This is a genomic window from Pseudomonas sp. 37 R 15 (assembly GCF_900004865.1).
GTDB lineage: Bacteria > Pseudomonadota > Gammaproteobacteria > Pseudomonadales > Pseudomonadaceae > Aquipseudomonas > Aquipseudomonas fluorescens_AM.
In genome coordinates this window covers 81,400-108,367 of record NZ_CVTV01000029.1, presented here as the reverse complement: position 1 = coordinate 108,367, position 26,968 = coordinate 81,400, and the positions used below count along the sequence as shown (strand labels likewise).

At 59.4% G+C, this 26,968-nt stretch carries 26 protein-coding genes and 5 tRNA genes; 12 read left to right on the top strand and 19 right to left on the bottom strand.

What is annotated here, in order from left to right:
* On the bottom strand, positions 1 to 1,730 hold a 1,730-nt coding region (gene fruB, locus BFQ04_RS09970; RefSeq protein ID WP_139111910.1), incomplete at its 3' end, for a fused PTS fructose transporter subunit IIA/HPr protein.
* A 293-nt stretch (positions 1,731 to 2,023) separates the two neighbouring features.
* Between fruB and cra the strand changes: the two genes are divergently transcribed.
* Complete coding sequence (gene cra / locus BFQ04_RS09965; protein WP_065950664.1) at positions 2,024 to 3,019, top strand: catabolite repressor/activator; 996 nt, start codon at positions 2,024 to 2,026, stop codon at positions 3,017 to 3,019.
* 2 nt (positions 3,020 to 3,021) lie between these two features.
* Positions 3,022 to 3,798, top strand: a complete 777-nt coding sequence (locus BFQ04_RS09960; protein WP_065950663.1) for a TatD family hydrolase — start codon at positions 3,022 to 3,024, stop codon at positions 3,796 to 3,798.
* On the opposite strand, the gene BFQ04_RS09955 is transcribed toward BFQ04_RS09960, so the two are convergent.
* From BFQ04_RS09955 to BFQ04_RS09935, 5 genes are all read right to left on the bottom strand, one after another.
* Positions 3,745 to 4,173, bottom strand: coding sequence for a hypothetical protein (locus BFQ04_RS09955; protein ID WP_065950662.1), 429 nt, complete (start codon positions 4,171 to 4,173; stop codon positions 3,745 to 3,747). The genes BFQ04_RS09960 and BFQ04_RS09955 overlap by 54 nt on opposite strands.
* A 125-nt stretch (positions 4,174 to 4,298) precedes the next feature.
* Entirely contained in the window at positions 4,299 to 5,003 is a 705-nt protein-coding gene (locus BFQ04_RS30390; RefSeq protein WP_371914495.1) for a methyl-accepting chemotaxis protein, read from the bottom strand.
* 1,469 nt (positions 5,004 to 6,472) lie between these two features.
* Entirely contained in the window at positions 6,473 to 7,309 is an 837-nt protein-coding gene (ampE, locus tag BFQ04_RS09945) for a regulatory signaling modulator protein AmpE (RefSeq protein ID WP_065950660.1), read from the bottom strand.
* Positions 7,306 to 7,869, bottom strand: a complete 564-nt coding sequence (ampD, locus tag BFQ04_RS09940) for a 1,6-anhydro-N-acetylmuramyl-L-alanine amidase AmpD (protein ID WP_065950659.1) — start codon at positions 7,867 to 7,869, stop codon at positions 7,306 to 7,308. Before ampD ends, ampE begins: the two co-directional genes overlap by 4 nt.
* 61 nt (positions 7,870 to 7,930) lie before the next feature.
* Entirely contained in the window at positions 7,931 to 10,087 is a 2,157-nt protein-coding gene (locus BFQ04_RS09935) for a DUF1631 domain-containing protein (protein ID WP_065950658.1), read from the bottom strand.
* 243 nt (positions 10,088 to 10,330) lie between these two features.
* On the opposite strand from BFQ04_RS09935, the gene nadC reads away from it, so the two are divergent.
* Together nadC and BFQ04_RS30385 are read left to right on the top strand one after the other, a co-directional pair.
* The gene (nadC, locus tag BFQ04_RS09930; RefSeq protein WP_065950657.1) at positions 10,331 to 11,179 is read left to right on the top strand and encodes a carboxylating nicotinate-nucleotide diphosphorylase; all 849 of its coding nucleotides are present in this window, start codon (positions 10,331 to 10,333) and stop codon (positions 11,177 to 11,179) included.
* Positions 11,176 to 11,244, top strand: a complete 69-nt coding sequence (locus BFQ04_RS30385) for a hypothetical protein (protein ID WP_371914494.1) — start codon at positions 11,176 to 11,178, stop codon at positions 11,242 to 11,244. Before nadC ends, BFQ04_RS30385 begins: the two co-directional genes overlap by 4 nt.
* A 15-nt stretch (positions 11,245 to 11,259) precedes the next feature.
* On the opposite strand, the gene BFQ04_RS09925 is transcribed toward BFQ04_RS30385, so the two are convergent.
* From BFQ04_RS09925 to BFQ04_RS09915, 3 genes are all read right to left on the bottom strand, one after another.
* Positions 11,260 to 11,565: a DUF6388 family protein gene (locus BFQ04_RS09925; RefSeq protein WP_065950656.1), complete on the bottom strand. Its 306-nt coding sequence runs from the start codon at positions 11,563 to 11,565 to the stop codon at positions 11,260 to 11,262.
* Between the two features lie 173 nt (positions 11,566 to 11,738).
* Positions 11,739 to 11,814, bottom strand: a tRNA-Thr gene (locus BFQ04_RS09920).
* Positions 11,815 to 11,878: 64 nt separating this feature from the next.
* Positions 11,879 to 12,292, bottom strand: coding sequence for a pilin (locus BFQ04_RS09915; RefSeq protein ID WP_065950655.1), 414 nt, complete (start codon positions 12,290 to 12,292; stop codon positions 11,879 to 11,881).
* Between the two features lie 198 nt (positions 12,293 to 12,490).
* On the opposite strand from BFQ04_RS09915, the gene BFQ04_RS09910 reads away from it, so the two are divergent.
* The 4 genes from BFQ04_RS09910 to yacG are packed head-to-tail and all read left to right on the top strand — an operon-like array spanning position 12,491 to position 15,379.
* A complete protein-coding gene (locus tag BFQ04_RS09910) occupies positions 12,491 to 13,699 on the top strand; it encodes a type II secretion system F family protein (protein ID WP_065950654.1) in 1,209 nt (402 codons plus the stop codon).
* Entirely contained in the window at positions 13,696 to 14,562 is an 867-nt protein-coding gene (locus BFQ04_RS09905) for a prepilin peptidase (RefSeq protein ID WP_065950653.1), read from the top strand. Before BFQ04_RS09910 ends, BFQ04_RS09905 begins: the two co-directional genes overlap by 4 nt.
* A complete protein-coding gene (coaE, locus tag BFQ04_RS09900; protein WP_065950652.1) occupies positions 14,559 to 15,182 on the top strand; it encodes a dephospho-CoA kinase in 624 nt (207 codons plus the stop codon). Before BFQ04_RS09905 ends, coaE begins: the two co-directional genes overlap by 4 nt.
* Complete coding sequence (gene yacG / locus BFQ04_RS09895; protein WP_003188437.1) at positions 15,179 to 15,379, top strand: DNA gyrase inhibitor YacG; 201 nt, start codon at positions 15,179 to 15,181, stop codon at positions 15,377 to 15,379. Before coaE ends, yacG begins: the two co-directional genes overlap by 4 nt.
* Here the strand turns inward: yacG and BFQ04_RS09890 are convergent.
* Together BFQ04_RS09890 and BFQ04_RS09885 are read right to left on the bottom strand one after the other, a co-directional pair.
* Entirely contained in the window at positions 15,376 to 15,591 is a 216-nt protein-coding gene (locus tag BFQ04_RS09890; protein ID WP_065950651.1) for a hypothetical protein, read from the bottom strand. The genes yacG and BFQ04_RS09890 overlap by 4 nt on opposite strands.
* A 63-nt stretch (positions 15,592 to 15,654) precedes the next feature.
* Positions 15,655 to 16,344 carry an energy-coupling factor ABC transporter permease gene (locus tag BFQ04_RS09885; protein WP_065950650.1) on the bottom strand — a complete coding sequence of 230 codons (690 nt, stop codon included), beginning with the start codon at positions 16,342 to 16,344 and terminating at the stop codon, positions 15,655 to 15,657.
* Between the two features lie 315 nt (positions 16,345 to 16,659).
* On the opposite strand from BFQ04_RS09885, the gene BFQ04_RS09880 reads away from it, so the two are divergent.
* On the top strand, positions 16,660 to 17,658 hold the full coding sequence (locus BFQ04_RS09880) for a fatty acid desaturase family protein (RefSeq protein ID WP_065950649.1): 999 nt from the start codon (positions 16,660 to 16,662) through the stop codon (positions 17,656 to 17,658).
* Between the two features lie 40 nt (positions 17,659 to 17,698).
* Here the strand turns inward: BFQ04_RS09880 and BFQ04_RS09875 are convergent, their stop codons facing one another.
* The 3 genes from BFQ04_RS09875 to BFQ04_RS09865 form a co-directional block, all read right to left on the bottom strand.
* Positions 17,699 to 18,589 (bottom strand): DMT family transporter, encoded by an 891-nt coding sequence (locus BFQ04_RS09875; protein WP_065950648.1) that lies wholly within the window; start codon positions 18,587 to 18,589, stop codon positions 17,699 to 17,701.
* 17 nt (positions 18,590 to 18,606) lie between these two features.
* Positions 18,607 to 19,719, bottom strand: coding sequence for an ornithine cyclodeaminase family protein (locus BFQ04_RS09870; protein ID WP_065950647.1), 1,113 nt, complete (start codon positions 19,717 to 19,719; stop codon positions 18,607 to 18,609).
* Between the two features lie 332 nt (positions 19,720 to 20,051).
* A complete protein-coding gene (locus BFQ04_RS09865) occupies positions 20,052 to 20,966 on the bottom strand; it encodes a LysR family transcriptional regulator (protein ID WP_065950646.1) in 915 nt (304 codons plus the stop codon).
* A gap of 304 nt (positions 20,967 to 21,270) precedes the next feature.
* Between BFQ04_RS09865 and BFQ04_RS09860 the strand changes: the two genes are divergently transcribed.
* Genes BFQ04_RS09860 through BFQ04_RS09850 form a run of 3 tightly spaced genes read left to right on the top strand, consistent with a single transcriptional unit; the run spans position 21,271 to position 23,486 of the window.
* Positions 21,271 to 21,900 (top strand): DUF1780 domain-containing protein, encoded by a 630-nt coding sequence (locus BFQ04_RS09860; RefSeq protein WP_065950645.1) that lies wholly within the window; start codon positions 21,271 to 21,273, stop codon positions 21,898 to 21,900.
* Between the two features lie 53 nt (positions 21,901 to 21,953).
* The gene (locus tag BFQ04_RS09855) at positions 21,954 to 22,127 is read left to right on the top strand and encodes a DUF3094 family protein (RefSeq protein WP_065950644.1); all 174 of its coding nucleotides are present in this window, start codon (positions 21,954 to 21,956) and stop codon (positions 22,125 to 22,127) included.
* 60 nt (positions 22,128 to 22,187) lie between these two features.
* Positions 22,188 to 23,486, top strand: coding sequence for an NAD(P)/FAD-dependent oxidoreductase (locus BFQ04_RS09850; RefSeq protein ID WP_065950643.1), 1,299 nt, complete (start codon positions 22,188 to 22,190; stop codon positions 23,484 to 23,486).
* A gap of 116 nt (positions 23,487 to 23,602) precedes the next feature.
* Here the strand turns inward: BFQ04_RS09850 and BFQ04_RS09845 are convergent.
* From BFQ04_RS09845 to clpB, 5 genes are all read right to left on the bottom strand, one after another.
* Positions 23,603 to 23,679: transfer RNA gene (locus BFQ04_RS09845), tRNA-Pro, on the bottom strand.
* 94 nt (positions 23,680 to 23,773) lie between these two features.
* A tRNA-Lys gene (locus tag BFQ04_RS09840) sits at positions 23,774 to 23,849 on the bottom strand.
* Positions 23,850 to 23,854: 5 nt separating this feature from the next.
* Positions 23,855 to 23,931: transfer RNA gene (locus tag BFQ04_RS09835), tRNA-Pro, on the bottom strand.
* 9 nt (positions 23,932 to 23,940) lie between these two features.
* Positions 23,941 to 24,016, bottom strand: a tRNA-Asn gene (locus tag BFQ04_RS09830).
* Between the two features lie 303 nt (positions 24,017 to 24,319).
* A complete protein-coding gene (gene clpB / locus BFQ04_RS09825; protein WP_057725840.1) occupies positions 24,320 to 26,884 on the bottom strand; it encodes an ATP-dependent chaperone ClpB in 2,565 nt (854 codons plus the stop codon).
* Positions 26,885 to 26,968: the final 84 nt, after the last annotated feature.

Here is a 26,968-nt window from a genome sequence, read left to right as displayed (position 1 = left end):
GTGGCGCCGCCCCGCGCCGTGAGGATGCCGGCGACACGGGCCGGGTCCAGGCGCGCGACGTCCGAAGGGCCGACTTCGTCCATCACCAGGATGTAGGGTTCATTGGGTTCCTGCGCGGTGTCGACGCCGCACAGTTGCGCCAGCACGCGGCGGCCGATGTCGCGCAGGTCGGCGGCGCGCTCGGCGAGCAAGGCATCCTGCAACGACTCCTGCTGCCTGGCGGCCGCTTCGATCACACTCATCCAGGCCGCTTCGGCGCTTTCGCCTTGCTTGAGGCGAGTATCGACTTCGTCGGTAAGCTCGGGGTCGTCGAGCATTTCCTGGTGGGTGATGAAGATCTCGCGAATCGCCTTGGACTGGCTGCGTTCGATCAGGCCCTCGATATCGCGACGAACATCACTCAGCGCAGCCTGCAGGCGTTGGCGCTCGACACCGCAGGACTCACCGCGCAGTGGATAGTCGAAGACCTGTTGCACCTGGATATGCGCAGGGCCGATGGCGATACCGGGCGCGGCGGCAATTGCCTGGATCTGGCTACCGGACAGCGGCGCGCTGATGACTGGCTCGATGTCGACGGTGGCGGGCTGGGCGCTGACGGTCGGCAACGGCTCGACGTCTTCGCCCAGGCCTTCTTCAATCGCGGTCAACAGGGCTGGCAGCGCATCGCCAGCGATCGCCGGCTCAGCGACGAATTCCAGCACCTGGCCACGCCGCGCGCCGAGGCTCAACAGCTTGCTCAGGCTTTTAACCGACACCGTACCGACCGGGCCATCGACAATGCGCACGCGAATATCGCCGTCGAAACTTTTCGCCAGTTGCGCGAGGATCTTCGCCGGGCGTGCATGCAGGCCGTGGGCGTTGGCCAGGGTGATGCGGGCACTGGGCCAGTCGGGCGGCAGTTCGCCACCCAGCACTTCAAGCACGGCACGGCTGCTGGTGGCGCGGCCCAATTCCTGGCCGCGCCCTTCGATCAGCAAGGCACACAGGCGCTCGAGCAACGCCTGATGCGCTTCGCCCAGGCTGGCCAGGCAGAACAGGCCATTGAGCGGCTGGCCCAGATAGCGCATGGGTTTGTCCGGCGTGACGAACGCCAGACCCGGGCGTTTGACCGTCTGCTCGCTGTGCAACCACCACAGGCCATCGCCCAGGGGCAGTGCATCGACTTGCTGCAACACGGCGGCAAACCCGTTGCTCACGCAATCGGCCTGGCGTAACAGGCGCGCGCCTCGCCACACCAGTTCCTCGAAATCATCGGCCGACACGCCGAGGCTGATCATCTGTGCATCCAGTGCCAGTTCCTGCGGCGCGCCTTGAAGCAGTTTCAGCAACGCCTCGGCGGAACCGGCGCGGCGCAGCGCCTGGCCGAGGTCGGTCTCACCCAGGGCGCGGGTCAGCAATTGCAGCAGGCGCAAGTGTTCATCGGATTTGGCGGCAATCCCGATCGCCAGGTACACGACCTGGCCGTCGCCCCAGTCCACGCCCTCGGGAAACTGCAACAGACGCACGCCAGTGGAAAATACCTGGTCGCGGGTTTCCGGGGTGCCGTGAGGAATGGCGATGCCTTGGCCAAGAAAGGTCGAGCCTTGGGCTTCACGGGCTTGCAAGCCACTGAGATAACCCTCGGCAACCAGGCCATCGGCCACCAGTTTTTCAGCGAGCAGGTGCAAGGCCGCAGATTTATCCACTGCCACCTGGCCCATGGATATCTGCTCTACAGTGAGCTCGAGCATGCCGTTCTCCTAGTTAGTGCGAGGTGCGCACTAGGTATTGTTTTGAATAAATCAGCTTAGCGGTGTTCAAAATTAACTGACTGAGCGGTCAGTTGGCAGTAGCCACTCAGCGGCGAAAATCGTAAAAATACCCTTGCTGAAACGTTTAATCTAGAATTTATGGCAGATTACGCGTTAATTGCGCAAGCTTGAAGGGCCACTCGGCGCCTGCTGTGGGACATTGGTCGTAGGCTGGAATCGGTTACGATTGGACAAAATGTCGGGGCACGCTCAAAAAAACAAGGAAACCCGGTTTGAAACTCAGTGATATCGCACGTCTGGCCGGTGTGTCCGTGACCACCGCCAGCTATGTCATCAATGGCAAGGCCGAACAGCAACGTATCAGCAACGCGACGGTGGAGCGGGTGCGGGCCGTGGTCCAGGCCCACGGGTTTACGCCTAATCCCCAAGCGGCCGGATTGCGCAGCCGGCACACGCGCACCCTGGGCTTTATCCTGCCGGACCTGGAGAACCCCAGTTACGCACGCATTGCCAAGTTGCTCGAACAAGGCGCACGGGCGCGCGGCTATCAATTGCTGATCGCCAGCTCCGACGATGAAGCTGACAGCGAGCGCCAGTTGCTGCAACTGTTCCGCGCGCGGCGCTGCGATGCGCTGTTCGTTGCCAGCTGCCTGCCAGCCGAGGATGACAGCTATCGCGAACTGCAGGCCAAAGGCTTGCCGGTGATCGCCATCGACCGGGTCATGGAGTCCAGCCAGTTCTGCTCGGTGGTCAGCGACGACCGTCAAGCCTGTCACCAGCTTACCCGCAGCCTGCTGCAACCGTTGCCCAAGCAAATCGCGCTGATCGGCGCACATCCGGAGCTGAGCATCAGCCAGGAACGTGCCGCGGGTTTCCGTGAAGCCCTGCAAGGCTTTACCGGTGAGGTGATCATCGAACAGGGCGAAGCCTTCAGCCGCGACTGCGGGCGACAGCTGATGGAGCAATTACTGCAGCGCCTGGGGCATCTGCCTGACGCTCTGGTGACCACGTCCTACGTGCTGCTGCAAGGCGTGTTTGACGCCCTTCACGACTTCCCGCTCAAATCTCGGCCACTGCGCCTGGGCACCTTCGGCGATACGCAGTTGCTGGACTTCCTGCCGCTGCCGGTCAACGCCATGGCCCAGCAGCATCAACTGATCGCCGACACCGCCCTGCGCCTGGCCCTGGCGGCCATTGAAGAAGAACATTACCAGCCCGGTGTGCACGGCATCAGCCGGACCTTCAAGCAGCGTATTCACGAGGCCTGAGCGTGGAGCTGATCGACACCCACACCCACCTGGATTTCGCGGACTTCGACGATGATCGTCCGCAGGTCCTCGCCCACAGCCGTCAACTCGGTGTGCGGCGCATGGTGGTGCTCGGGGTTTATCAGCGCAATTGGCAGCGGTTGTGGGATCTGGTGGTGGAGGATGAAGGCTTGTTCGCCGCCTTCGGCCTGCACCCGGTGTATCTGGATGAGCATCGCCCTGCCGACCTGCTGGAATTGGGCGACTGGCTGGCGCGCCTGCAGGGCCACCGGCAACTGTGCGCCGTGGGTGAAATCGGCCTGGATTACTTTCTTGAACACCTGGACCGTGAGCGCCAGCAAGCGCTGTTCGAAGCCCAGTTGAAACTCGCGGTGGATTTCGCCCTGCCGGCCTTGCTCCACGTACGCCGCAGTCACGCGGCGGTGATCGCCACGCTCAAGCGCATTCACCTGCCGCGTGGCGGCATTATTCATGCGTTCGCCGGCAGCCGGGAAGAAGCCCGCGAGTACATCAAGCTCGGCTTCAAGCTGGGCCTGGGCGGTGCCGCCACCTGGCCGCAGGCCTTGCGCATGCACAAGGTGCTGGCTCAATTGCCGCTGGAAGCCGTGGTGCTGGAGACGGACGCGCCGGATATGGCCCCCGCCATGTATCCGGGCCGGCGCAACAGCCCCCACCACTTGCCGGCTATCTGCAGCGCCCTGGCCGAGCGGATGGGCATCAGCGCTTCACGGCTGGCTGAGGCGAGCACACGCAACGCGTGCGAGCTGTTCAAGTGGTAACCGGCTGACGGCTTGCAGGTTCAAGGTCATCCTTCGCCGATGACGCACGTAGCGCAGCACCAGGAAGTGGATCAACAGCGTCGTCAACGAAATGTTGAATTGCCCGATCACACTGAGCAGTCCCAGCCACTCTGCAAACAGCGCCACCAGGAGGGTCGCGCACGTCAGCATGATCATGCCGGGCGGCACCAGCGCCCATTGGTCCAGGGCACGAAATCGACGCAGCTGTTTTCGACAACACAGCTGCAGGCACGCATGGCAATAGGTACAGACAAAGGGCTCGTCGATGGCAATGGCGTTCAGTTGCCAGGGTTTGAGTTCAAACGTCATGTCGCAGTGGGCGCAATGCCCTTTGATGCCGATGACAGCGGCCATCGCCGTGCCTCCTTGAGACCGTGACCAGATGATACAAATTCCACCTATTCACGGCGCATTGAAAGGCCATCAGCGAAATCAGGACAAGTGCCACGCCCTACCGAGTTAAATCCCACCGAGAATTCCTACACGCGAAACGCGCCAATCAATAGCTTCAATTGAGTGACCTGCTGCGACAGCTGATGGCTGGCCGCTTCGGTCTGGTCGGCGCCCTGGGCGGCGTGCTCACCCGCACGATTGATCGCGACGATATTCTGATCAATCTCGTGGGCGACGGCCGTTTGCTGCTCCACGGCGGCGGCGATCTGCTGGTTCTGATCGACGATCATTCCTACCGCACCGAGAATATTCTCCAAGGCTTGCTGGACTTTCTCCGACTGCCCTACCGTGCCATTGGCCATGTCATGGCTGGCGCCCATGGCCTTGACCGCTGCGCCGACGCCACTGTGCAGGCGCCCGATCATCTGCTCGATTTCTTCGGTGGACTGCTGCGTACGCCGCGCCAGCGTACGCACCTCGTCGGCCACTACGGCAAAACCGCGCCCCTGCTCACCGGCGCGCGCGGCCTCGATCGCCGCGTTGAGTGCCAGCAAATTGGTTTGCCCGGCGATGCTTTTGATGACGTCCAACACGCTGCTGATGGACTGGCTGTCGACAGCCAACTGGTTGATCACCCGCACCGACTCATCGATCTCCGACGCCAGGCGCGCGATGCTGCCTTGCTGGGACTGCACCAACGCGCGGCCGTTGACGGTTTCATCGTTGACACTGTGGGCGCTGCTGACAGCGGCTGCGGCGCTGCGCGCCACCTCTTGGGCGGTGGATGACATCTGGTTCATCGCTGTGGCCACTTGCTCGATCTGGCTGCGCTGGCCGGACACCGCCTGGTTGCTCTGTGCCGAGACCGCCTGGACTTGCCCGGCTTGCAGCTCGACCTGGCCGACCGTGTGCCCGACGCGCTCGATCAGGTCGTGGATCTTGGCCACGGTGCCATTGAATACCTGGCCCAGATCCCCCAGTTCATCGCGACTTTCTGCAACGAAACTGACCGTCATATCGCCGGCCGCCACTTTATCCATCATCGCCCCAAGGCTGCGCAAGGTCGCACGCGTGGAAGCATAGAAGCCTGCATACAAGTAGAAAATCAGCGCAAATACCGCCACCAGCGCCGTGACCAGCAGCATCATGTGCAGGCGCTTTTGCGCCAGGCGTTGTTCCAGTTGCTGCTTGAGGAATGCCAGGGAGGCGTCATCGAGTTGATAGGTTTTGGCCATCAGTTGACTGACGTCGTCATAAAAGCCCTGCCACGGTGTGTCCAGGGTTTCAGCCACCACCACCCGTTCTTCGAACAATTCAGCGCCCTGCTTGAGGCTGGCCCGGCTGGCTTGCGCTACGGTATCAAGCGCCGCCTGCGCGGCACTGCTGGCGCCGAGCGCATCCTGCAGCTTCAAGCCGTATTCGCCCTGGAGTTTTTCCAATTGCTGCAGCAGCTCGTCAAAGCGTGTGCTGGAAGATGAATTGATAAAGCCCTGGCCCAGGGAGTACGCGCCCATCGCACGCCCTTCCCCGAGCAACTGCGTGACGTGTGGGGTGACGGCGGTGATCAGTTCGCTGAGTTGGCGCAGATCGCTCTGCGAATCTCGGCTCAAGCCGGATTGACTGGCGATGATCTGGCTGAGTATCTGGGCCTGGTTGAGCAATTTGCCGATCAATGCAGTTTTGTTGAGCAGTGACGTTTCCTGTTGCTGAGCCTTGAACGCAGCGATCAGCTCATCACGCTTGGCATCGAAAGCTGCGACTTGTTCGGGCTGGGTTGCCATCGCGCTGAGTCCCTGCACACGGCCGAGCACACTCTGCTCCAGGGCGCCGATCCTGGCTTCAAGGTCGCCGGCCTTGCCGGACTGGCCGAGGGTCGCGTTGATCTGCACCTGGTTATTGAGTGCTTCCAGCTCGCGACGCACCACCAGGCTGCTGCCCAGCAGATCGAGGCTCTGCAGCTCAATACGGGTGCCCTGGAACTCAGCCCAGGCGTCACGCACCAGAAAATAGTTGGTCGCCAGCATCGGCAGCAGGAACAGCACGCTGATCAGACTGAACTTCAGGCCGAAACTCAGGCGATTCATCAACGCGACGGCGGGATAGAGCAAGCGCTTCACAGGTGATCTCCCTTACTTTTATTTTTATTGAGGCGCAGGGCGGCGGCAGATAGCCACTATTTGGCATTCTGTCTGTATAGCTCAATTTGAAGGGGAGTTTTGTAACGTAAGGTTAACGGCAGGGGTTGCCCCTGCCGGCTGTCTCAGGGCAACACCGTCCAGATTGCAAAACCGGCATACCACAGCACCGCCGCACGCAGCAGCAATTCCCACAGCTGATCAAGACTGGTGATACCTTCGGCGCCCACCACCGGAGGCGGTATCTGCGCAGCGGCCAGGCCGACTTTTTCCACCAGCTGTGCAGCGCTGATATCCCAACTGAGCAATTCGTGGAGCATGACCCGGCTGACCCCGACAAAATTGCCCACCAGGGCAAAGCTCGCCGCCAGCAGGCGCACCGGCAGCCAGTCAAAGGCGTGGCGCATGTGCGTGGCGCGTTCGGCCACCAGGGGATTCTGGCTGTGCTCACTGGCCAGCGCCAGCAGGCGATAGGCCAGAGCGGCCACCGGGCCCAGCAGGAAATACCAGAAAATCACCGCGAAAAAGCTCTGGTACGCCTGCCACAGCAAATGGCCTTGAACCCGCTCGAGCAGTTGCTCGCCACTGTCGGCACCCAGGTTCAGGTCACGTTCGGCCACATGCTCGGCGGCTTGCAGATCACCCCGCCGCCAGGCATCACGAAACGGCCCCAACGCGGCCAACAGATCGCCACGGCCCAGGCTGTAGATCACCACCAGCACATGCACCGGCAACGCCAACAAACCATAGGCCACGGGCTCCAGCACCAGCAGCAACAAGCCCAGCAGCGCCACGGGCAGCACCACCAGCGCCAGCAGGATCAGCCAGGGCCGCTTGGCCATGCGCGGGCTCGATTCAAGCCTGGCCAGCTCGCGCAGCCAGCCGCCGTCGCGCTGCAACCGCTGGCGCAAGGCCGAGAACTTCTCGATCCACACTGCCAGTACCAGCACCAGAAAACTCATAGTTTGTGTCCTCCATCCTGCAGCGCGCTACGAAAGCGCTTCCAATCAAAAGCCGGGCCCGGATCGGTTTTGCGGCCTGGGGCGATGTCGCTGTGACCGCAGATACGCTGGGGGGTAATCGCAGGGTAAGCTGGGAGCAACTGGCGCGTCAGCTCAATCAGCGCCTGGTACTGGGCGTCGGTGAACGGCAGATCGTCTGTGCCTTCCAGCTCGATTCCCAACGAAAAGTCGTTGCAGGTATCCCGGCCTTCAAAGCTGGAAACGCCCGCATGCCAGGCCCGGTCCTGGCACGCCACAAACTGCGTCACTGCACCGTCGCGTTCAATCAGAAAATGCGCAGAAACCCGTAGGTGGACGATCCCCTCAAAGTAGGCGTGTTCCGTTACATCCAGGCGATTCTGGAAAAACTCATGCACTTTACCGGTGGCAAACTGCGCCGGGGGCAAGCTGATGTTATGTATCACCAACAACGATACCTCGCCTGCCGGGCGCTCGTTGAAGTTGGGCGAAGGGCAATGACGAATGCCCTCGAACCAACCGCTGACGGGGTCCAACTGCATACAGGCTCCTTGACTGAGACAAAGTGTTACCAGTATGCCGCGTTCCGCCCTGCGGTTGCGATCACTTGCCGCGATTGAGTTGACGCAGGTTGCCAATCACCGCCGCCAGCGCGCGATCGAACAGCAAACCCTCGTCCAGGCTGCGCAGGGCGCCGCGCTTAAAAGCCGCAGCCAATTGCCCGGGGGTTTGCTCCAGGACCTTGAGCCCCGTGCGGCTGACGAAAATATAACGATGGTTCGGCGCCAAGATCGCCGTGAGCTTGCACCGCAATATCGTGTCGTCGTCCTGCTGGAACTCCACCCAACCACCGACCCGTAATGGGCGAACCTTGAGCAGGTCCGGGTCATCATGCGGCCAGGCTTCGATGGCGTCCGACAGTTGGGTGCCGAGAACGAAGGGCTCGCGGACTTCAATCAGCCCGTCGTCGCCCTCGCCTTTGCATGTTTGAACATGTACGGTCTGCAAGCGTAAAAAAAATTCCCGAGTGCTGAAAGGATCGAACGCCGCACCGGCCAACCCGGCGCGCAACGACTTGAGCAACCCTGGCAATTGCTCCAGCAGATGCCGGCCCGCCTCGGTGTCTTCGTGCAGGCCGACGCTCCAGATCAATTCATCCATGGTGCGCAGCCCGGCCTGCCACTGCACCGAGTGTTCGCCGTGCTTGAGATTGGCCAGCAACAGCACCTGGCTCCAGGTGTGTTGCAGAAACTGCACCACGAATGGCGGCAGGACCTTGCCCGATAACCGCCGGTTCAGCGCTTGTGCCACGCGCTGGCGCGCGACCTCGGTACGCAGGCGCCCTTCCTCGACGTCACGGGTGTGCTGTTCGAGCAACGCACTGCGCTGCTGCTCTTCATTGATGAACGTGCTGAATGGCGCCAGTAACTGCGAAAAAATCGCCGGATCTTCGACGAACTCATTCAACAAGCGCTGGATGACCTGTTCGATACGCAGGTACAGGCTGTCGTTCTGATAGCCATTGTGCGGGCTGCAACCCATGGCGGCACTGGCGATCTGATTGAGCAAGCGGCGTGCCGGGTGCCCGGGGTAACTGAACAGGCTCTTGTCCAGCAGGGCGACTTTCAGTATCGGGATCTGCAAGCGAGCGATCAGGGCTTTGAAGGCGTGGGGCACACTGGCGTCATTGAGGATGAACTCAAAAAGCAGCGCGACGAGGTTGATCACATCCTCGTCAGCCGCCTCCACCACCCGCGACTTGCCGCTCTTGACGCTGACTCGGGTCAGCAACTGTTCGAGCTGGTTGCGCAGGTCGAAATCGTCCTCAGCCCCAGGCTCCGGTACGTATTGCTGCAAATGCGACAGCAGGCGCAGCAGGTCTCGGCTGGCGATGGGTTGCGGTTGCGCACTGGCTTCAAGGGTCGGCGCTACGCTGCCGCGCACCGCCACCAGCAAGGCTTGCAAGGCGGTAAAGGCTTGCTGGCCGCTTTCGTCACAAGGAGGGTCGGTGGCCGGCGGACGAGCCTGGTGTTGAAGCTCACGCGACGCGCGTCCACCCGCACGACGGGAGGGCACGCTCTTGAGTTCAGGCAGGACCCCGGTGGCAACCAGCAGTTGATTGGCTTCGCCATAGAGTTGGTCGGCATCGCTGAGCACGTATTTCTCGAAGAGCTTGAGCATGATCAGCTTGACCCGGATCTCCACCCCCAGGCTGCGGCCCGCCTGCAGAAAAAACTGGCAAAGCCGTGCAGGGCCCAGAGGGTTCTCATGGTCGGTCAAAGGCCTGCCCAACACTTCACTCAAGCGCGCGCTCAGTTGCCCGAGCGCCAGGCCATCACGGTGCCGTACCCGACCGAGCATTGCCTGCAGTGCCACGGCCTTTTCCCGGTCATCAGCCCGGGTAGCGCCGGCCATCTCATAGGACACCACAGGCACCGGATGCAACCCGCCGCTATCGGCCTGGCTCAGATTGGCGAAGGCGGCAAACAGTTGCTCCATGAGCACGCGCTCGAAGTTCTTGCGCTTGAGGCGCAGGTCGCGCATGGCCTGAAAGAAAATATGCTGGTCAACCGTGCTGCGGGCCTTGTCGGCCATTTCAAACAGGGTGTCGTCGGCGTTATCGAACAGTTCCTGCAATCCCTGTTGCAACTGCTGCGCCGCTTTGTCACGCACCTGCAGCACCACCACCGGTAGACGTGCGAGCGGCGATGGCGTGGCCTGTGCCTGTTTGATAGGCACCACCTTCCCGTCATTGTGCATCCTGGCCTCCTGAAACGGCGGGTGTTGAGATGGGCAAGGAACGGAAGCAGGCCTGCTGGGCGCTGCGAGTACCGGCCACCATCAGGACGTCAAAGCTATGACGCCAATCGCAAGGCGCGAGATTATCGGCAAATCAGGGCCGTTGCGCCAGTAAACTCTGCCCTGCGCGGTAAATGAGTGACGAGTCTGGGTTCCAGTCCACACAGCCCCTATAATCGCGGCACTTTGTCTGTGGAGACTGTTATGCCGAACCTGCGTCTTGCCGACCTCGCCGCCGAAATCGAAGCCAACGTGCGCCGCGCACTGCTGGAAGACGTCGGCAGTGGTGATATCACCGCACAGCTGATCCCGGCCGAACGGCTGGCCAAGGCCACGATCATTACCCGCGATGCGGCCGTTATTGCCGGGACCGCCTGGGTGGATACGGTCTTCCGCCAACTGGACCCCCGCGTCGCCGTGCATTGGCAAGTGGCCGATGGTGAACGTGTCAGCCCCAACCAGCCGCTGTTTCACCTTGAAGGGCCGGCGCGTTCGCTGCTCACCGGTGAACGCAGTGCGCTGAATTTCCTGCAGATGCTGTCAGGCGTCGCCACCCGTGCCCGATACCTGGCGGATTTCGTCGCCAGCACCCAGGTCAAGCTGCTGGACACTCGCAAGACGTTGCCGGGCCTGCGCCTGGCGCAGAAATACGCAGTGACCTGCGGCGGTTGCCACAATCATCGCATCGGGCTGTATGACGCCTTCCTGATCAAGGAAAACCATATCGCCGCATGCGGGGGCATTGCCCAGGCCATCAGCGCGGCCCACAAAATCGCCCCGGGCAAGCCGGTGGAGGTCGAAGTGGAAAGCCTGCAGGAGTTGCGCGAAGCATTGGCGGCGGGCGCCGACATCATCATGCTCGATGAACTGAGCCTGGACGACATGCGCGAAGCCGTGCGGTTGAACGCGGGCAAGGCCAGGCTGGAAGCCAGCGGCGGGATCAATGAAAGTACCCTGCTGCCCATCGCCGAGACGGGCGTGGACTACATCTCCATTGGTGCGCTGACCAAGGATGTGAAGGCTGTGGATTTGTCGATGCGGTTGAGTATTTGAGCAGCTGCAAGCTGCAAGCTGCAAGCTGCAAGCTGCAAGAGGGTGTCGCGTCCCTTGCGGCTTGAAGCTTGAAGCTGATCTCAAACTACAAGATTATTCATCTCGCAGTACTCTTCCCATTCGACACCCAGCACTTCGGCGGCCTCCTTGTGCAAGACCAGGCGTGCGACTTCGAACTCTTCCGGGGTAGAGGTGTACTTGAGGGTCAGTTCCCAAGGCTGGAGGTTCTGGCTCTCCGCCTCGTCCTCGAATGCCCACTGAATCTGATCACGCTGGTCGTCAGCGCTCAGGTCCTTGATCTCTTCTTTAAGCTGCGGCATATCATCAAGATACTTCTTGAGCGCTTCTTCGTGCCGTGCTTCCTGGGTCATCTCAGTCGTGGTCATGTCGTTCTCTTAGATCGAGGAATGGGGATGCATCTGGGTCATCAAGGTTGCGCAGATACAAAGAGCAGGCGCGAATACCGGCTCGTCTGGCCTTCAGAACCATTCTGTGGATCATCTGAAAACAGTGCCTTTGAAACATGCCTTTGAAACATGCCTTTGAAACAGTGTTGCCTTGGTGCCCGAGACAGGAATCGAACCTGCGACCTTCGCGTTACGAGTGCGCTGCTCTACCGGCTGAGCTACACGGGCAGTGGGCTAAAGCTAGCACCGCATTGGGCATGCGGCAACCGGCTCGCTCACCGCCCGGCAGCCGTCATGCGCCGTTGGCGCCACAACCCTTGGCGACGTATTGCGCCTCGGCCGTGGTGACACAGGTCCAGCCGCTGGTGGCGCTGCGCGTCAAGGTGATGGTCTTGCCCAGTACGGGCGCAGGTGCATCAAGGATTTCACAGCTGATGGAGCCGCTGCCCGTGGTGACATCTGCTGTCACATCGACCTTGCAATTGGCAGTGGGGCTCTTGCCGCCAATCAACGGCACCGTGGGCACAGCGCCCTGGTTAATGACATCTTCGTAGCCGGCCTTCAACGCGCTGATTTCGGCCAACCCCGCCGTGAACTTGGCCTTGGCCTGGTGCTTGGTGTACATGGGCAAGCCAATCGTGGCCAAAATGCCGATGATTGCCACGACGATCAACAACTCGATCAAGGTAAAGCCTTTCTGACGCATCACTTTCACTCTCCAGAATAGAACCATGACAAGGCGCATCCTGCGCCCCGTATTGTGCAGCGGCGCCAGTGTACTCATCCCTGCGCGGCCAATCGCATACCAGAAGCACTATCTGACATTTTATCGCCCAACACCCGCCTGCCTGTATCCGCCCGCTGGCTAAGCTGTAAATTCTTAATCTGCATGTGCGAACGCGACATGAACGACACCTCGACGATCTATGCCTGGCAGGGCATCAACCGCAACGGCCGCAGGGTGTGCGGGAAAATCTCGGGGCATGACCCTGCATGGATCAAGGCACGACTGCGCCAGCAAGGAATCTGCCCCGAACATGTGCGCAAGCAATCGTCAGGCCTGCCAAGCCTGGCGGCGCCGATACTGCCGGCGGATATCGCGCTGTTCACCCGCCAGCTGGCGACGCTGTTGAAGGCCGGTATCCCGCTGCTGCAAGCCTTCGACATCATCAGCGAGGGCGTCGAAAACCGCCCACTGCGCGAGCTGGTCAAGGGGCTGAAGCAACACGTCGCCGCCGGTAACAGCCTGACCAGCACGCTGCGCCAATACCCCCGTTACTTCGATGACCTGTACTGCCACCTGATTGCCGCCGGTGAACAGGCCGGAGCCCTGGAAACACTGCTGGAGCGCGTGGCCATTCAGCTGGAAAAAAGCCAACGCCTCAAAACCAGAATCAAAAAAGCCCTGACCTACCCTCTTGCAGTGCTGGTGGTGGCCGGCCTCGTCAGCGCAGTGTTGTTGATACAGGTGGTGCCGCAGTTCCAGCACCTGTTCGCCGGAGTCGACAGTCAATTGCCCGGTTTTACCCTGGGGGTCATCGCCCTCTCCGATTTTCTGCAACAGGCCTGGTGGATACTGGTGCTGGGCCTGGGCACGGCCATCGGCGGGCTGCGCCACGCCTACCGTGGTTCTGCGCAGTTTCGCTACCGGCTGCAGGCAGGTTTGTTGAAAGTACCCCTGGCAGGCAAACTAATGAACAAAGCTGCCGTCGCCCGCTACGCCCGCACGCTTTCAACCACCTTTGCAGCAGGTGTTCCCCTGGTGCAGGCGCTCGGCTCAGTGGCCGGCGCCGTCGGCAATGACCCTTTCAAACAGGCAATCGAACATATGCGCCACGATGTATCCACAGGCATGCAGTTGAATCAGTCCATGGCCGCCAGCGGCCTGTTTCCAGGCATGGCGATCCAGATGACGGCAATCGGCGAAGAGTCCGGCACCCTGGACCACATGCTGGAAAGAGTCGCGGACCATTACGAGGCCGACGTAGAGACCCTCGTCGATAACCTCACCAGCTTGATGGAACCGCTGATCATGGTAGTACTGGGGAGCATCGTCGGCGCGTTGGTGATTGCAATGTACCTGCCGGTATTTCAACTGGGTTCGGCATTTTGAGCGCGTTGCTGGGCGAGCAGCCCTGGGCATTTGTCGGCATGGCGCTGGTGCTGGGCCTGATCGTTGGCAGTTTTCTCAATGTGCTGGTATGGCGCCTGCCCAAGATGCTCGAGCGCGAATGGCGCGCCCAGGCCCATGAGATCCTCGGCCTGCCTGCTGCGCCAGCGGGGCCGGTCTATAACCTGATGCGCCCGAATTCGTGCTGTCCACACTGCGACCAGCCGATTCGCCCCTGGGAGAATATCCCCCTGCTCAGCTACCTGATGCTCAAGGGACGTTGCACCCACTGCCGTGCAACCATCAGCGCGCGCTACCCCCTCACCGAACTGGCATGTGCGCTGATATCCGCCACCGTTGCCTGGCACTACGGCTTTGGCTGGCAGGCGGGTGCGGTGATGCTGCTGAGTTGGGGGCTGCTGGGCATGAGCCTGATCGATGTGGATCATCAACTGCTGCCGGATGCCATGGTGCTGCCGTTGCTATGGTTGGGGCTTGTCCTCAACAGCCTGGGCCTGCTCGTAACATTGCCCGATGCGTTATGGGGCGCGGTGCTGGGCTACATGAGCCTGTGGAGCGTGTTCTGGCTGTTCAAGCTGGTCACCGGCAAGGATGGCATGGGCCATGGCGACTTCAAGCTATTGGCGCTGTTGGGTGCCTGGGGCGGCTGGCAGATACTGCCGATAACGCTGCTGATGGCGTCACTGCTCGGCGTGTCTGCCGGGCTGCTGCTGATGCGCTGGCGCAAGACGCACGTGTCGGCACCCATCCCATTTGGACCCTGCCTGGCAATTGCCGGCTGGATTGCATTGCTCTGGGGTGGTCAAATAACCGACTTCTATTTGCAGTCTGTCGGTTTCACATGACCACTTCTGTTGCAACACCCTGGATTCTCGGCCTCACAGGCGGTATCGGCAGCGGTAAAAGCGCTGCGGCCGAGCACTTCACCAAGCTGGGTGTCGACCTGGTCGACGCCGATCATGCCGCCCGCTGGGTGGTCGAGCCCGGCCGGCCGGCGCTGGCGCGCATTGCCGAGCATTTCGGCAGCGGTGTGCTGCAGGCGGACGGCCAACTGGACCGCGCCGCGTTGCGCAAATTGATTTTTGAAGTACCCGAAGAACGTCGCTGGCTCGAAGGCCTGTTGCACCCGCTGATCGCTGACGAAATTCGCGATCACCTGGCACGCGCCCAGTCGCCTTACGCGATTCTGGTGTCACCGCTGCTGATCGAGTCCGGCCAATACAGCATGACCCAACGCATCCTGGTGATCGACGTGCCGCAATCACTGCAGATTCAGCGTACCCTGCAGCGCGACGGCATCAGCGAGCAACAGGTGCAGGCCATTCTCAAAGCCCAGTCGAGCCGCGAAGACCGCCTGAACCATGCCGATGACGTACTGGTCAATGACCAGGACCTTGCCTGGCTGCACGGCGAGGTCGAGCGACTGCACCACTTTTACCTTACTTTGCGTGGAGGCCGATCATGAGCCAACCCTTGACCGTCGATTGCCCAACCTGCGGCGCACCCGTGGAATGGAAAGCGACCAACCTCAACCGGCCGTTCTGCTCGGACCGCTGCAAACTCATCGACCTGGGTGCCTGGGCCGCTGAAGAACACAAAATCCCGGTGGCCCCGGACGCCGAAGACGAGTTGTTTTCCGAAGACCTGCCGCCGCGCCATTAAGGCCGCATAAAGGCGTACGCCTGCTGGTCGTCGAGGTTTTCCGCAAGGTATTGCAACTCGTCGGCCAAGTCTTCAAAGCTGCGAACGCCCTTGCTCTGCTGCACCACCGCGCTGAGCATGGCGCGCAGGGTCAAGCCCGGATCAAAACCGATTTCCTGCGCTGCATCCTGGCTTCTGCGCAACTCCTGCCGTGCCCATTCGTACACACTCATGATTGGTGCTCCTGAAATTTCGCAGAGCATGGGCCTGTGCACTCATGCGCTTTTTGATCTGGATCAACGCCGCGAATCGTCGTCCTTCCACGGCGCCGAGAGGTAGCGGGTGCGGTTGAAAGTCTCCAGCCATTCAGGGCAGAACACCACCAGGGCACTGATCACCATGCCGTTGATAAAGGCTTCGGGAAAGATGATCAGCCACAGGTAGCCGACAAAATCGCCCAGCCATTGCGGCATCGCAAATCGCCCGTCCAACCACAGCAGCCCCAGCCCGACCAACAGGCAAAGCAATGCCGACAGCGCCGCAGCGAAAAAGCCGGAACAGAAGATATACACAAAGGGGTTTCGCGGTTGCGCCCGCTCCACGAGTCGCGCGCAAAACTCGGTAATGAGTACCGGAAGACCAATCAGCAACAGGCCATTGATGCCGACAGCGGCGAGGTCCTGCCGCCCCAGCCATACCAACCCCGACTGCGCGACAAACCCACCAACGATTGCCAGCGGCCAATCCAGCAGCAGGGTCACTGCGGTCATGCCGATAAAGTGGTAGGACACCCCCGTATCGAAATCCCGTCGCACCAGCCACAACATGAACAGCGCGAACACCGTGCCGAACAGCAAATGCTGGCGCCGTCGATCAGCAAACAGTTCGATCCAGGGCGCACGCAAAATCGCCCAGATCACCACCGGGGCATACAACAACCAGCCGATGCCGAGCGTTTGCGGCGCCAGCACCGCCGCGCCGATCACCGTTTCACCTGCCTCACCGCCTCGCGACCTGTCACGGGCCTGGCTGCGTTGATCCTGCGCATAAACGCCTCGTTTCCAGAGTCATTGCCGGGTGGTCAGTCTACATCGCCAACGTTCGAGTTGCCGAGTAACGAGTTAGAGGCAGGCACGCGAAAAAGCCGGTACCGCATTGCGCTATTGATCGATAGAGAAACTAATACCAGCCGTAGTATTACTCCATTGCAGCCGCTGTCACCTTCAAATAAAACCTTGAGGTCTTTTAAACCAATCGAAGGAGCAGGAAAACAAGGCCTCTTGTGAGTACTGGGCGCATCTATGACAGACAGCATTACTTACCCGCTTTTAATCGATAAACACGTGGTAGCGAGTGACCGCGGCGCGACGAAACTCGATGCGACTTTAAAACACACACTGATGAAGCGCACACCGCTACGTACCTCGCTCATTTATATCAACGCGGTATTGATCATTGCACTCGCCATGACCGGGCTACTGCTGGAAGAAAATGGCACGATTGATCTGCCCTGGTATGCCGCAAGCTTAAGCATGATCATCCTGGGGTTGGTTTACGCTCACTTTACCGAGCTACAACATGAACTGCTGCATGGACACGCCTTTAAATCACAACGGTTGAACCGGGGGTTGGGATTTATCTGCGGCCTGTTCATGCTTAACTCTTTTTCCCACTATAAATATCACCATCTTCGCCATCACCGGCATCTGGGCACTCCACAAAACAGTGAGTTTTTCAATTACCCGGAAAAAGGCATGGACAGCCCCTGGAAGCTGGCAAGTGCGGCCCTCAATCCAGGCAGATTCATTCGCGTGGGCGCGCTCATGTTCAAAAGCCTCACCGGAGCAAAATTGCAGGATATAGAAGACAGCAAAGCGCAAAAGCATACGAGGCAGGAATATTGCGCGTATTTTTTCATCGTTGCTGCGGCCGTCGTTTTCACCTTATTGACCGGCTCATGGTTTCTTGTGCTGGCCTGGCTCATCCCAATGGTGTTGATTGCCGAGCCCGCCCACTACCTGATCGAGCTACCGGAGCACTTCGGCCTCGATGCCTACACCGAACCGAACTTCAACAGGAATACCCGAAGCATCGAAGCATCCCCGTTGGCCCGTTGGTATACAAATGCAAACAACCTGCACACCGCACACCACAGTCTGGCGAGCGTGCCCATGGGTCGTTGCCAGACGCTACATGACTGCTCTCGTGCCAGCATGGAGGTGATCGAACCGGATTATTGGACGTTTTATCGCAAGGTCATGTCCGGCGAGCTCAAGCCATTCAACCGCGCCAGTCAATGACCGCCCGACCTGGCTGACGGGCGTCGCAGGGAAACATAGATTATTTCCGATACCCGAAGACATAGATCATCCCTGCGCTCGCCAGGATTACGCCGACGACTTCAAGTGTGCTGGGCACCTCGGAAAGAACGAAGATTCCCAGCACACTGGCGATGCACGGGACCAGCCCACCGAAAATAGAGCCGCGTGTAGCGCCCAACACGGTCACGGCCTTGGTATAGAACAACAGCGCGACAATGGCGGCAAACACGCCTTGAAACAGTCCCTGGAACACGATTTCGGACAACGGAGCAGCCAGAATACCCGGCGTTCCCCACAGGACATACAGAGGCAGGTACAGCAGCATGGAGACTACGGACACCAGCGCCGTGGCCTGGAAGGCATCGACATCCCATGCGCGCGAGGCAATGGTATAAACCCCCCACAACGCGCCGGCCGCAATGAACAACAGATCCCCCAGCCAGACCTGCCCTCCACTGTCCGTCATACTCCGCCAGCCCGAGAGAGCAGCCCCAGCCATGACCACCAGAATTCCAATCAGTACGGCCTTCTCTGGTCGGTCGCGCAGTATGAACCAGCCTCCAAGGGTGGAAACCGCAATCATCGCACTGGGAATAAGCACACCGGCATGCCCGGCTGGCGCATAAGCCAGCCCGATGATACCAAGCAGTACGTGGGGAATACCCTGGCCCACCGTAAGAACCAGCGTCTTCGGCAAACCGAGGGTTCCGGTTCCTTTCTTCAGAACAAAAGGCAGCAGGATCAACCCGGCAACCATGAAACGCAGGGCGGCTATGTCATAAGCCGACAGCGTTTTTTGCACACCAAAACGGGAAAGGACAGGCCAGGCGCCCCAGATGAACGCTGACAGCAGCCCAAAGCAGACTGCGACGTAAAGTGTTTTTCGATCGACTGCATGCACGCTGCTCATGGCCTGTCCTTTTTCACTCACGCTGACTTTATGGAACGATCGGGTGCTGCGCTTTCAACCACATGCAGACCGTGGGTGAAATTCGAAAAGCGGTAAGGGTTCATAGGGTCATCACAACCGGCTTCAATCAGAATGTGCTGGCCCAGTCCGAGCGCCTGCGCCTGGTCGATCAAGACTTCAGTCATGATCTGATCCGCCAACGAAACGCCGGTGCTGTCGAAAATGGTTGGCTTCATCTGGTAGTGAGCATAGTCCTGCGGCGCTTTGACGATCTTGTGTAATTCAGGACCGATACAACTGTGTTCCTCCTCAGTCAATTGCTGACATTCACCCTCGTTCAACGCCTGCTCCAGGTAATCAGGAACCACGAACGAGCTTTTCAGCAATTGCGTCGATAACTCATATTTTCTTGGCGTGTCGGCCCCTACGGCATTGATATGCACATGCGGTTTCATGCCGCCCGCATGGACAACCGGCCCGGCATCAAGCCCGATAGAGGTCGCCACGCAAATAATGTCGGACTCGGCCAGCACCCTTTCCTTGGAAGCAATGGTCGGGGTAATGCCCAAGGCCGCTACGCGCTTGGCAAACGTAGCCTCCACTGTCGGATCTATGTCGTGTACCAAAACCGCGTCAAAATCATACATTCGGCTGAGCGCATGGGCCTGGGTCACGGCCATGGCGCCGGCGCCGATCAGTCCCAGCGTTTTACTTTCAGGGTGGGCCAGCAATTTTGATGCAACGGCCGATGACGCCCCCGTCCGCACCGCTGTCGCGAATACGCCGTCAACCACAGCGATAAGGTGACCGTCCCTGACGTCATATAAAGAGTTGGTCGCCATGACCGTCGGCATACCGCGATTGAAGGGATTGCCCGGATGGTAGCCAACCACTTTGAGCGCAACGTTCTGGTCGCGGCGGTATGCGGGCATGAATTCAATCAGGCCCATCTCCGGCGTTTCATAGACAAATCCGGTACGCGGTTGGATCTCCACTTCGCCATTACCAAAAAGCGTAAGTGCATGACGTAACCTGGCAATCGTTTCGTCCATCAAGGTGTCGAGGCCGACTGCGGCGGCAATTTCACCGATATTTTCCTCCGAGAGGATAATGGTTGCTCGTTGTGCCACGGTGTCGCTCCTATAGGCTGCAAGCGTTGATTCAGAACTTAGGCGGGCGCCAAATGCTGTCGAGTGATTGATTCAACGAAAACGCCGAACGTTATTTTAAATAGAGGGATAGGCGGTGTATGGCATGAACACCCGCACACTGTTGACGCGATTTGATTCAGGCGATCACGCAGGTAAGTCAAAGGCTATTTAATCAAGCCTACGCCTGTTTCAAAAAATACGAGACTCTTGGAACAGAGTCGATGGAGTATTTCTTCAGGGGGCATTAGATTTACTAAAGGGCTAACGGCAGCGGATCCGGGCGGCCAATACCCTGCGCTGCGGCCCTGGGTTCATAAGCTTCTCAGCGAACCGGCCAGCGAACGGGTCAACCAGGCTTCGAACTTGTCCAGTGCCTGCATTTTCTGAGAGTACTCGGGTTTCAGGAAGGTATAGCAATTATTGCCAGGAAAGCGAGTCCCCAAGACTTTTTCCAACTGACCACTGCGTAACTCATGTTCGACCAGGATAGATTCTATTAACGCCAATCCCTGTCCATGTATGGCCGCGGTTAACGCCATATGCCCCTCGGTAAAGATCAATGCGGTCTTGCTGAGGTCCAGGGATAAACCCAGTTCACTGAAGACGCCCCTCCAGCTTTTATGCAGTTTTCTGTGGTCCTCAGTTTTTGATTCGTAACTGATTAACTTGTGCTCATACAGATCGGCATGATGCTTGATCGCCGGTGATTTATTTATATAGGCAGGGCTGCCAACAATAATAATATCTGAACAGCCAAGCACCGTGCTGTTGGGTGGGAGGTTCTCACCCTTGCCGAACCTGATTGAGGCATCGATTCCATCACTGCGAAAACTCCTCACCTCGCAAGACGCATCAATCACAACATTGAGATCCACATGTTGTTCGTAAAACTTGTTCAAGTTTGGAATGAGCCACTTTACGGCGAATGAAGGCGGGGCGGAGATGGAAAGCGTCGTTCTTTGAGTACCGATAATTTCTTCGGCGACAGCGGCCAATTCGCCCAGTGCTTTCTGCGCTACGCCAGCGAGCCGCTGTCCGGCGTCAGTCAGCGTCAGCCCCTTGGCATCCCTAATGAACAGTGGGCAGTTTACGTAGTTTTCAAGATTCTTGATCTGCTGGCTGGCCGCCCCTTGAGTGACGCATAGCTCCACTGCAGCCTTAGTTACACTCAAATGCCGAGAGACTGCTTCAAACGCTTTTACAGCATTCAGTGGCGGGGTCTTCATGGTCGTTTCTTATCTATCCATAGAAAATTCACTGTCTCGACTCTAACCCAAGCCACCGGTGTTGCCTAGACGTCCCCAAACTAAGTTCATCGCCAAACGCACAGGCGCCGTTATGCGATATACGCAGTGGTCTTTTATCTGTCTCATGCAACTTCGCGCACTGTTTAAGTGCATGACGTAACGCCTTGAATACTTGCGCCAATGCGCCGCACCATCGCCGCGCACCCGGTGCATCGCCTGCCAGGCATCGGCGGTGTCGCAGCGAGTCTTCCTGCGGTCATCATTTGAACGCTAAGCTACGCAGATGGACGACTCAGATTATTTGCGGTTGCTCACCGTAGCAGCCGAACAAGCCAACGCGTTCCTGTCCAATGCCCGCAAATGGGAGCGTGAGCGTTGGGTCTGCCAGCGCCTGCTGCAAGGCTTGAACGTGCCCTATCGTGTCGAAGAGTTCCACGCCGCAGGCACCGAGCCGCCGGACGTGCTGTTTCGCGACGCCAGTTTTGAAGTGTTCTTTGTATTGGACGAAGGCCGCCGCCTGAACGACGAATGGCGCGACGAATTGCTGCGCAGGCGCAGCGCTTTCTCCTTGAGCCAACTGGTGCGGCGCGAAGCCAAGCCAAGGCGGATACCCGCCCATGAGTTCCTGTTGCGCCTGGCACCGACACTGCGCAAGAAAGCGCATAACTACAAAGAACGCGGCATGGACCTGGGGGAGCTGGACCTCATCGCCTTCACCAGCCTCAAGCGCGAAGTGCTGGACCTCAACAGCCACTTTCCGCCGCCAACCGAATATCTGCGCCAGGGCTGGCGCTCCCTGTCACTGGTGGGGCCTACCTTTGCGCGGGTACTGTTCGCTCATCCGGACGCGCCGGATTTCTTGCGCAACAACCTGGGCCGCAGCATAGTGTTCGATGTGGGCATCAGCCTTTGATCCACAGGCTGTAACGTGACGCCCTTTTGCAACGTCTACCTGACGAGGCCTTTATGACCAGCCGCCTGAAACCCGATGACCAACAGCATGTCGAAGAGTACCTGCAACTCTCCCAGCACAGAGTCGAGCGCAAGCCTTTCAGGCCCTGGCTGCTCCTCTGTGTGGTGCTGGTGGTGGTGATCGGGCTCGGTTTGCTGAGCCGCCTTTTGAGTTACCTGACGCTATGAGCTGCCTGGCGCTCGCGGGGGTAACTGCTCCGATTTCTTTTAGCCTTGCGAGATATCCCCATGACCCATCGTATTATTGTCGTCGGCGGCGGTGCCGGCGGCCTGGAGCTAGCGACCCGCCTGGGTAAGACTCTGGGCAAACGCGGCAAAGCCAGCATCACGCTGGTGGACGCCAACCTGACGCATATCTGGAAGCCGCTACTGCACGAAGTAGCGGCCGGCTCGCTGAACTCTTCGGAAGACGAACTCAATTACGTCGCCCAGGCGAAATGGAACCACTTCGAGTTCCAACTGGGGCGTATGAGCGGGCTTGACCGCGAACAGAAAAAAATCCAACTGGCCGCCACCCTCGACGAAGAAGGCCGGGAACTGGTGCCCGCGCGCGTACTCGGCTACGACAGCCTGGTCATTGCAGTGGGCAGCACCACTAACGATTTCGGCACCGAGGGCGCCGCGCAACATTGCCTGTTCCTTGACACCCGTAAACAGGCCGAACGCTTTCATCAACAATTGCTCAACCACTACCTGCGCGCCCACGCCGGGCAGACCGATACGGTTGAACAGATCAGCGTCGCCATCGTCGGCGCCGGCGCCACCGGCGTTGAACTGGCCGCTGAACTGCATAACGCCGCCCATGAGCTGGCGGCGTACGGCCTGGACCGCATCAAGCCGGAAAACATGCACATCACCCTGATCGAAGCCGGCCCACGGGTATTGCCCGCGCTGCCGGAGCGGATTGGCGGGCCTGTGCATAAAACCCTGGAGAAACTCGGGGTGACCGTGCTGACCAACTCGGCCGTCAGCGAGGTGACCGCCGACGCGCTGATCACCAGCAGCGGCCAAGTGATCCCGGCCAGCCTCAAAGTCTGGGCCGCCGGGATCCGCGCACCGGGCTTTCTCAAGGACATCGATGGCCTGGAGACCAACCGCATCAACCAGCTTCAGGTGCTGCCGACGCTGCAGACCACCCGCGACGAAAACATCTTTGCCTTCGGCGATTGCGCCGCCTGCCCGCAACCGGGCACCGACCGTAATGTTCCGCCACGCGCGCAAGCCGCTCACCAACAGGCTTCGTTACTCGCCAAGTCGCTGAAGCTGCGGATTGAAGGCAAGGAGCTGCCGACCTACAAATACACCGACTACGGGTCGCTGATCTCGCTGTCGCGCTTTTCTGCGGTGGGTAACTTGATGGGTAACCTGACCGGCAGTGTGATGCTCGAGGGCTGGTTGGCGCGGATGTTCTACGTGTCGCTGTACCGGATGCACCAGATGGCGCTGTATGGCTTTTTCCGCACGGCGATGCTGATGCTGGGCAGCAAGATCGGACGCGGGACCGAGCCGCGCCTGAAACTGCACTGACAACATAAAACATTGTGGGAGGGGGCACGCCCTCTCCCACATTTGATCTTCACCGTTAATAAGTTTTGCGCAGGCAAAAAAAATCCCCGTATCTTTCGATACGAGGATTTTTAATATGGTCGGGGTAGGGGGATTCGAACTCCCGACATCCTGCTCCCAAAGCAGGCGCGCTACCGGACTGCGCTATACCCCGGTAATAAAAAGGCGACCTTTCAGTCGCCTTCCTCGATCAGCGCTTTTGGCCTCTGATCTTAAGATCTGATTCCAGCGTGAGCTGGTCTCAAAAATGGTGGGTCGTGTGGGATTCGAACCTACGACCAATTGGTTAAAAGCCAACTGCTCTACCAACTGAGCTAACGACCCAAATATGGTCGGGGTAGGGGGATTCGAACTCCCGACATCCTGCTCCCAAAGCAGGCGCGCTACCGGACTGCGCTATACCCCGGTTTGAAATTGGCTCCGTGACCAGGACTCGAACCTGGGACCCAATGATTAACAGTCATTTGCTCTACCGACTGAGCTATCACGGAACTACATATTTCAAAGTACAACATTTACCGCCATGTAACCTTCTCTTCGACCCTGTCCGTATCGCTACGTTAGCGTCTCTGAGGCGCGCTATTCTACAATCTTAAAAACCCCTGTCAACCCTTTAAATTGCTTTTAAGACAATGATTTGCGCTTCTTTCTGATTTCTTCTTGGGGAGAAGAAACCCGTGGGCTGACGTTGCTGCGGGGCGCACTTTACAAGCCTTTGCCTTACAGTTCAACGCCCTATCGAAAAAAAAGGCCCCGCAATGCGGGGCCTTCTCTTATGGCACTGGCCGCGGGGCTTAATGGAAGACGATTTCGTCGTTCTCCACCGTCGCCTCGACGCTGGTGCCCGGCATAAAGCTGCCCGACAGGATCAGCTGTGCCAGCGGGTTCTCGATCCAGCGCTGGATCGCACGCTTCAACGGCCGCGCGCCATACACCGGGTCGTAGCCCACCGCGATCAGCTTGTCCAACGCCTCGCTGCTCAGCTCCAGGGCCAGCTCGCGCTCGGCCAGACGTGCACGCAAGCGTCCCAGCTGGATCTCGGTAATGCCGGCTATCTGATCCCGCGCCAACGGCTCGAAGATCACCACTTCATCCACCCGATTGATAAATTCCGGCCGGAAGTGCGTGGTCAGCGCGTCCATGACAGCGGCCCGCTGGGCCTCGCGATCACCTACCAGCTCCTGGATCTGCGACGAGCCCAGGTTGGAGGTCATTACGATCACCGTGTTGCGAAAATCCACCGTACGTCCGTGGCTGTCGGTCAGGCGGCCGTCCTCCAGCACTTGCAGCAGGATGTTGAACACATCCGGATGCGCCTTCTCGACCTCATCCAGCAGGATCACCGAGTAGGGCTTGCGCCGCACGGCTTCGGTCAGGTAACCGCCCTCTTCATAGCCCACATAGCCTGGTGGCGCACCGATCAGGCGAGCCACCGAGTGTTTCTCCATGAACTCGGACATGTCGATGCGCACCATGGCCTCTTCAGTATCGAACAGAAATTCAGCCAAGGCTTTGCACAGCTCGGTCTTACCCACGCCGGTGGGCCCAAGGAACATGAACGAACCACTCGGGCGATTCGGGTCGGACAACCCGGCGCGGGAGCGTCGTACCGCGTTGGACACCGCCACCACGGCCTCTTCCTGACCGATGACGCGTTGATGCAGCAGACTTTCCATCTTCAGCAGCTTGTCGCGTTCGCCTTCAAGCATCTTCGACACCGGGATACCGGTCCACTTGGAGACCACCTCGGCGATTTCTTCCTCGGTCACCTTGCTGCGCAACAGCTGGTTCTCGCTATGGCCATGCTGGTCGACCATCTGCAGGCTGCGCTCCAGGTCCGGGATCACCCCGTACTGCAACTCGGCCATGCGGTTCAGGTCGCCTTTACGGCGCGCGGCTTCCAGCTCCTGGCGCGACTGCTCGATCTTCTGCTGGATCTGCGCAGAGCCCTGCACTTCGGCTTTTTCCGAGGTCCAGATTTCTTCGAGGTCCGAATACTCGCGCTCCAGGCGCACAATTTCTTCCTGGAGTTTCTCCAGGCGTTTCTTCGCCGCCTCATCCTCTTCTTTTTTCAGCGCCTGGGATTCGACCTTCAGTTGAATCAGGCGGCGGTCCAGGCGGTCGAGTACTTCCGGCTTGGAATCGATCTCCATGCGGATGCGGCTGGCTGCCTCGTCGATCAGGTCGATGGCTTTGTCGGGCAACTGGCGATCGGTGATATAGCGATGGCTCAACTTGGCCGCCGCAATGATCGCGCCATCGGTAATCGCGACCTTATGGTGAACCTCATAGCGCTCTTTCAGGCCACGCAGGATGGCGATGGTGTCTTCTTCGCTGGGCTCTTCCACCAGAACTTTCTGGAAACGTCGCTCAAGCGCCGCATCCTTTTCTATGTACTGACGGTACTCGTTAAGCGTGGTTGCACCGACGCAATGCAACTCGCCTCGCGCCAGGGCGGGCTTGAGCATGTTGCCGGCATCCATGGACCCTTCGCCCTTGCCCGCGCCGACCATGGTGTGCAGTTCGTCGATAAACAGAATGATCTGCCCTTCCTGCTTCGATAATTCATTAAGCAGGGATTTCAGACGCTCTTCGAACTCGCCACGGAACTTGGCGCCGGCGATCAACGAGCCCATGTCCAGGGACAGCAGGCGCTTGCCTTTGAGGCCGTCCGGCACTTCACCATTGATGATGCGCTGGGCCAGGCCCTCGGCGATGGCGGTTTTACCCACGCCAGGCTCACCGATCAGCACCGGGTTGTTCTTGGTGCGACGCTGCAGCACCTGGATAGTGCGGCGGATTTCGTCGTCACGGCCGATAACCGGGTCAAGCTTGCCCTCTTCGGCGCGCTTGGTCAGGTCAACGGTGTATTTATCCAGGGCTTGGCGCGACTCCTCATGGTTGGGGTCATTCACCGCCTCGCCGCCACGCAGGTTGTTGATGGCGTTTTCCAGGGCTTTCTTGCTCACGCCCTGGCCCAGCAACAACTTGCCGAGCTTGCTGTTATCGTCCATGGCGGCGAGCAGCACCAGTTCGCTGGAGATGAACTGGTCACCTTTTTGCTGGGCCAGGCGGTCGGCCTGATTCAGCAGCCGCGCCAGGTCCTGCGACATATTCACGTCGCCGGTAGGGTTCTGGATTTTCGGCAGTTGGTCGAGCTCTTTGCTCAACTCCTTGCGCAGGCTGTTGACGTCAAAGCCCACCTGCATCAACAAGGGCTTGATAGAACCACCTTGTTGCTCGAGGAGCGCCTGCATCAAGTGCGCCGGTTCAATCGCCGGGTGGTCGAGACCGACCGCCAGGGACTGGGAGTCCGATAAGGCCAACTGCAATTTGCTGGTTAAACGATCAATACGCATTAGTCACCTTCCTTTTGAGCAGGCCGGAGCTATGAACAAACACATCCTGAATGAAGAAACCTGCCAGATACCCCTATAGATGGG

Coding starts and splice junctions, on each gene's coding strand:
- BFQ04_RS09925 (WP_065950656.1), bottom strand. CDS start 11,565: ATGACCACGACTGAGATGACCCAGGAAGCACGGCACGAAGAAGCGCTC.
- BFQ04_RS09875 (WP_065950648.1), bottom strand. CDS start 18,589: ATGAGCAGCGTGCATGCAGTCGATCGAAAAACACTTTACGTCGCAGTC.
- nadC (WP_065950657.1), top strand. CDS start 10,331: ATGCCGAACCTGCGTCTTGCCGACCTCGCCGCCGAAATCGAAGCCAAC.
- BFQ04_RS30390 (WP_371914495.1), bottom strand. CDS start 5,003: ATGTCATCCACCGCCCAAGAGGTGGCGCGCAGCGCCGCAGCCGCTGTC.
- BFQ04_RS09955 (WP_065950662.1), bottom strand. CDS start 4,173: ATGGCCGCTGTCATCGGCATCAAAGGGCATTGCGCCCACTGCGACATG.
- BFQ04_RS09855 (WP_065950644.1), top strand. CDS start 21,954: ATGACCAGCCGCCTGAAACCCGATGACCAACAGCATGTCGAAGAGTAC.
- BFQ04_RS09910 (WP_065950654.1), top strand. CDS start 12,491: ATGAACGACACCTCGACGATCTATGCCTGGCAGGGCATCAACCGCAAC.
- coaE (WP_065950652.1), top strand. CDS start 14,559: ATGACCACTTCTGTTGCAACACCCTGGATTCTCGGCCTCACAGGCGGT.
- BFQ04_RS09935 (WP_065950658.1), bottom strand. CDS start 10,087: ATGCACAATGACGGGAAGGTGGTGCCTATCAAACAGGCACAGGCCACG.
- BFQ04_RS09865 (WP_065950646.1), bottom strand. CDS start 20,966: ATGAAGACCCCGCCACTGAATGCTGTAAAAGCGTTTGAAGCAGTCTCT.
- clpB (WP_057725840.1), bottom strand. CDS start 26,884: ATGCGTATTGATCGTTTAACCAGCAAATTGCAGTTGGCCTTATCGGAC.
- BFQ04_RS09850 (WP_065950643.1), top strand. CDS start 22,188: ATGACCCATCGTATTATTGTCGTCGGCGGCGGTGCCGGCGGCCTGGAG.
- BFQ04_RS09860 (WP_065950645.1), top strand. CDS start 21,271: ATGGACGACTCAGATTATTTGCGGTTGCTCACCGTAGCAGCCGAACAA.
- ampD (WP_065950659.1), bottom strand. CDS start 7,869: ATGCAGTTGGACCCCGTCAGCGGTTGGTTCGAGGGCATTCGTCATTGC.
- BFQ04_RS09915 (WP_065950655.1), bottom strand. CDS start 12,292: ATGCGTCAGAAAGGCTTTACCTTGATCGAGTTGTTGATCGTCGTGGCA.
- BFQ04_RS09880 (WP_065950649.1), top strand. CDS start 16,660: ATGACAGACAGCATTACTTACCCGCTTTTAATCGATAAACACGTGGTA.
- BFQ04_RS09890 (WP_065950651.1), bottom strand. CDS start 15,591: ATGAGTGTGTACGAATGGGCACGGCAGGAGTTGCGCAGAAGCCAGGAT.
- ampE (WP_065950660.1), bottom strand. CDS start 7,309: ATGAGTTTTCTGGTGCTGGTACTGGCAGTGTGGATCGAGAAGTTCTCG.
- yacG (WP_003188437.1), top strand. CDS start 15,179: ATGAGCCAACCCTTGACCGTCGATTGCCCAACCTGCGGCGCACCCGTG.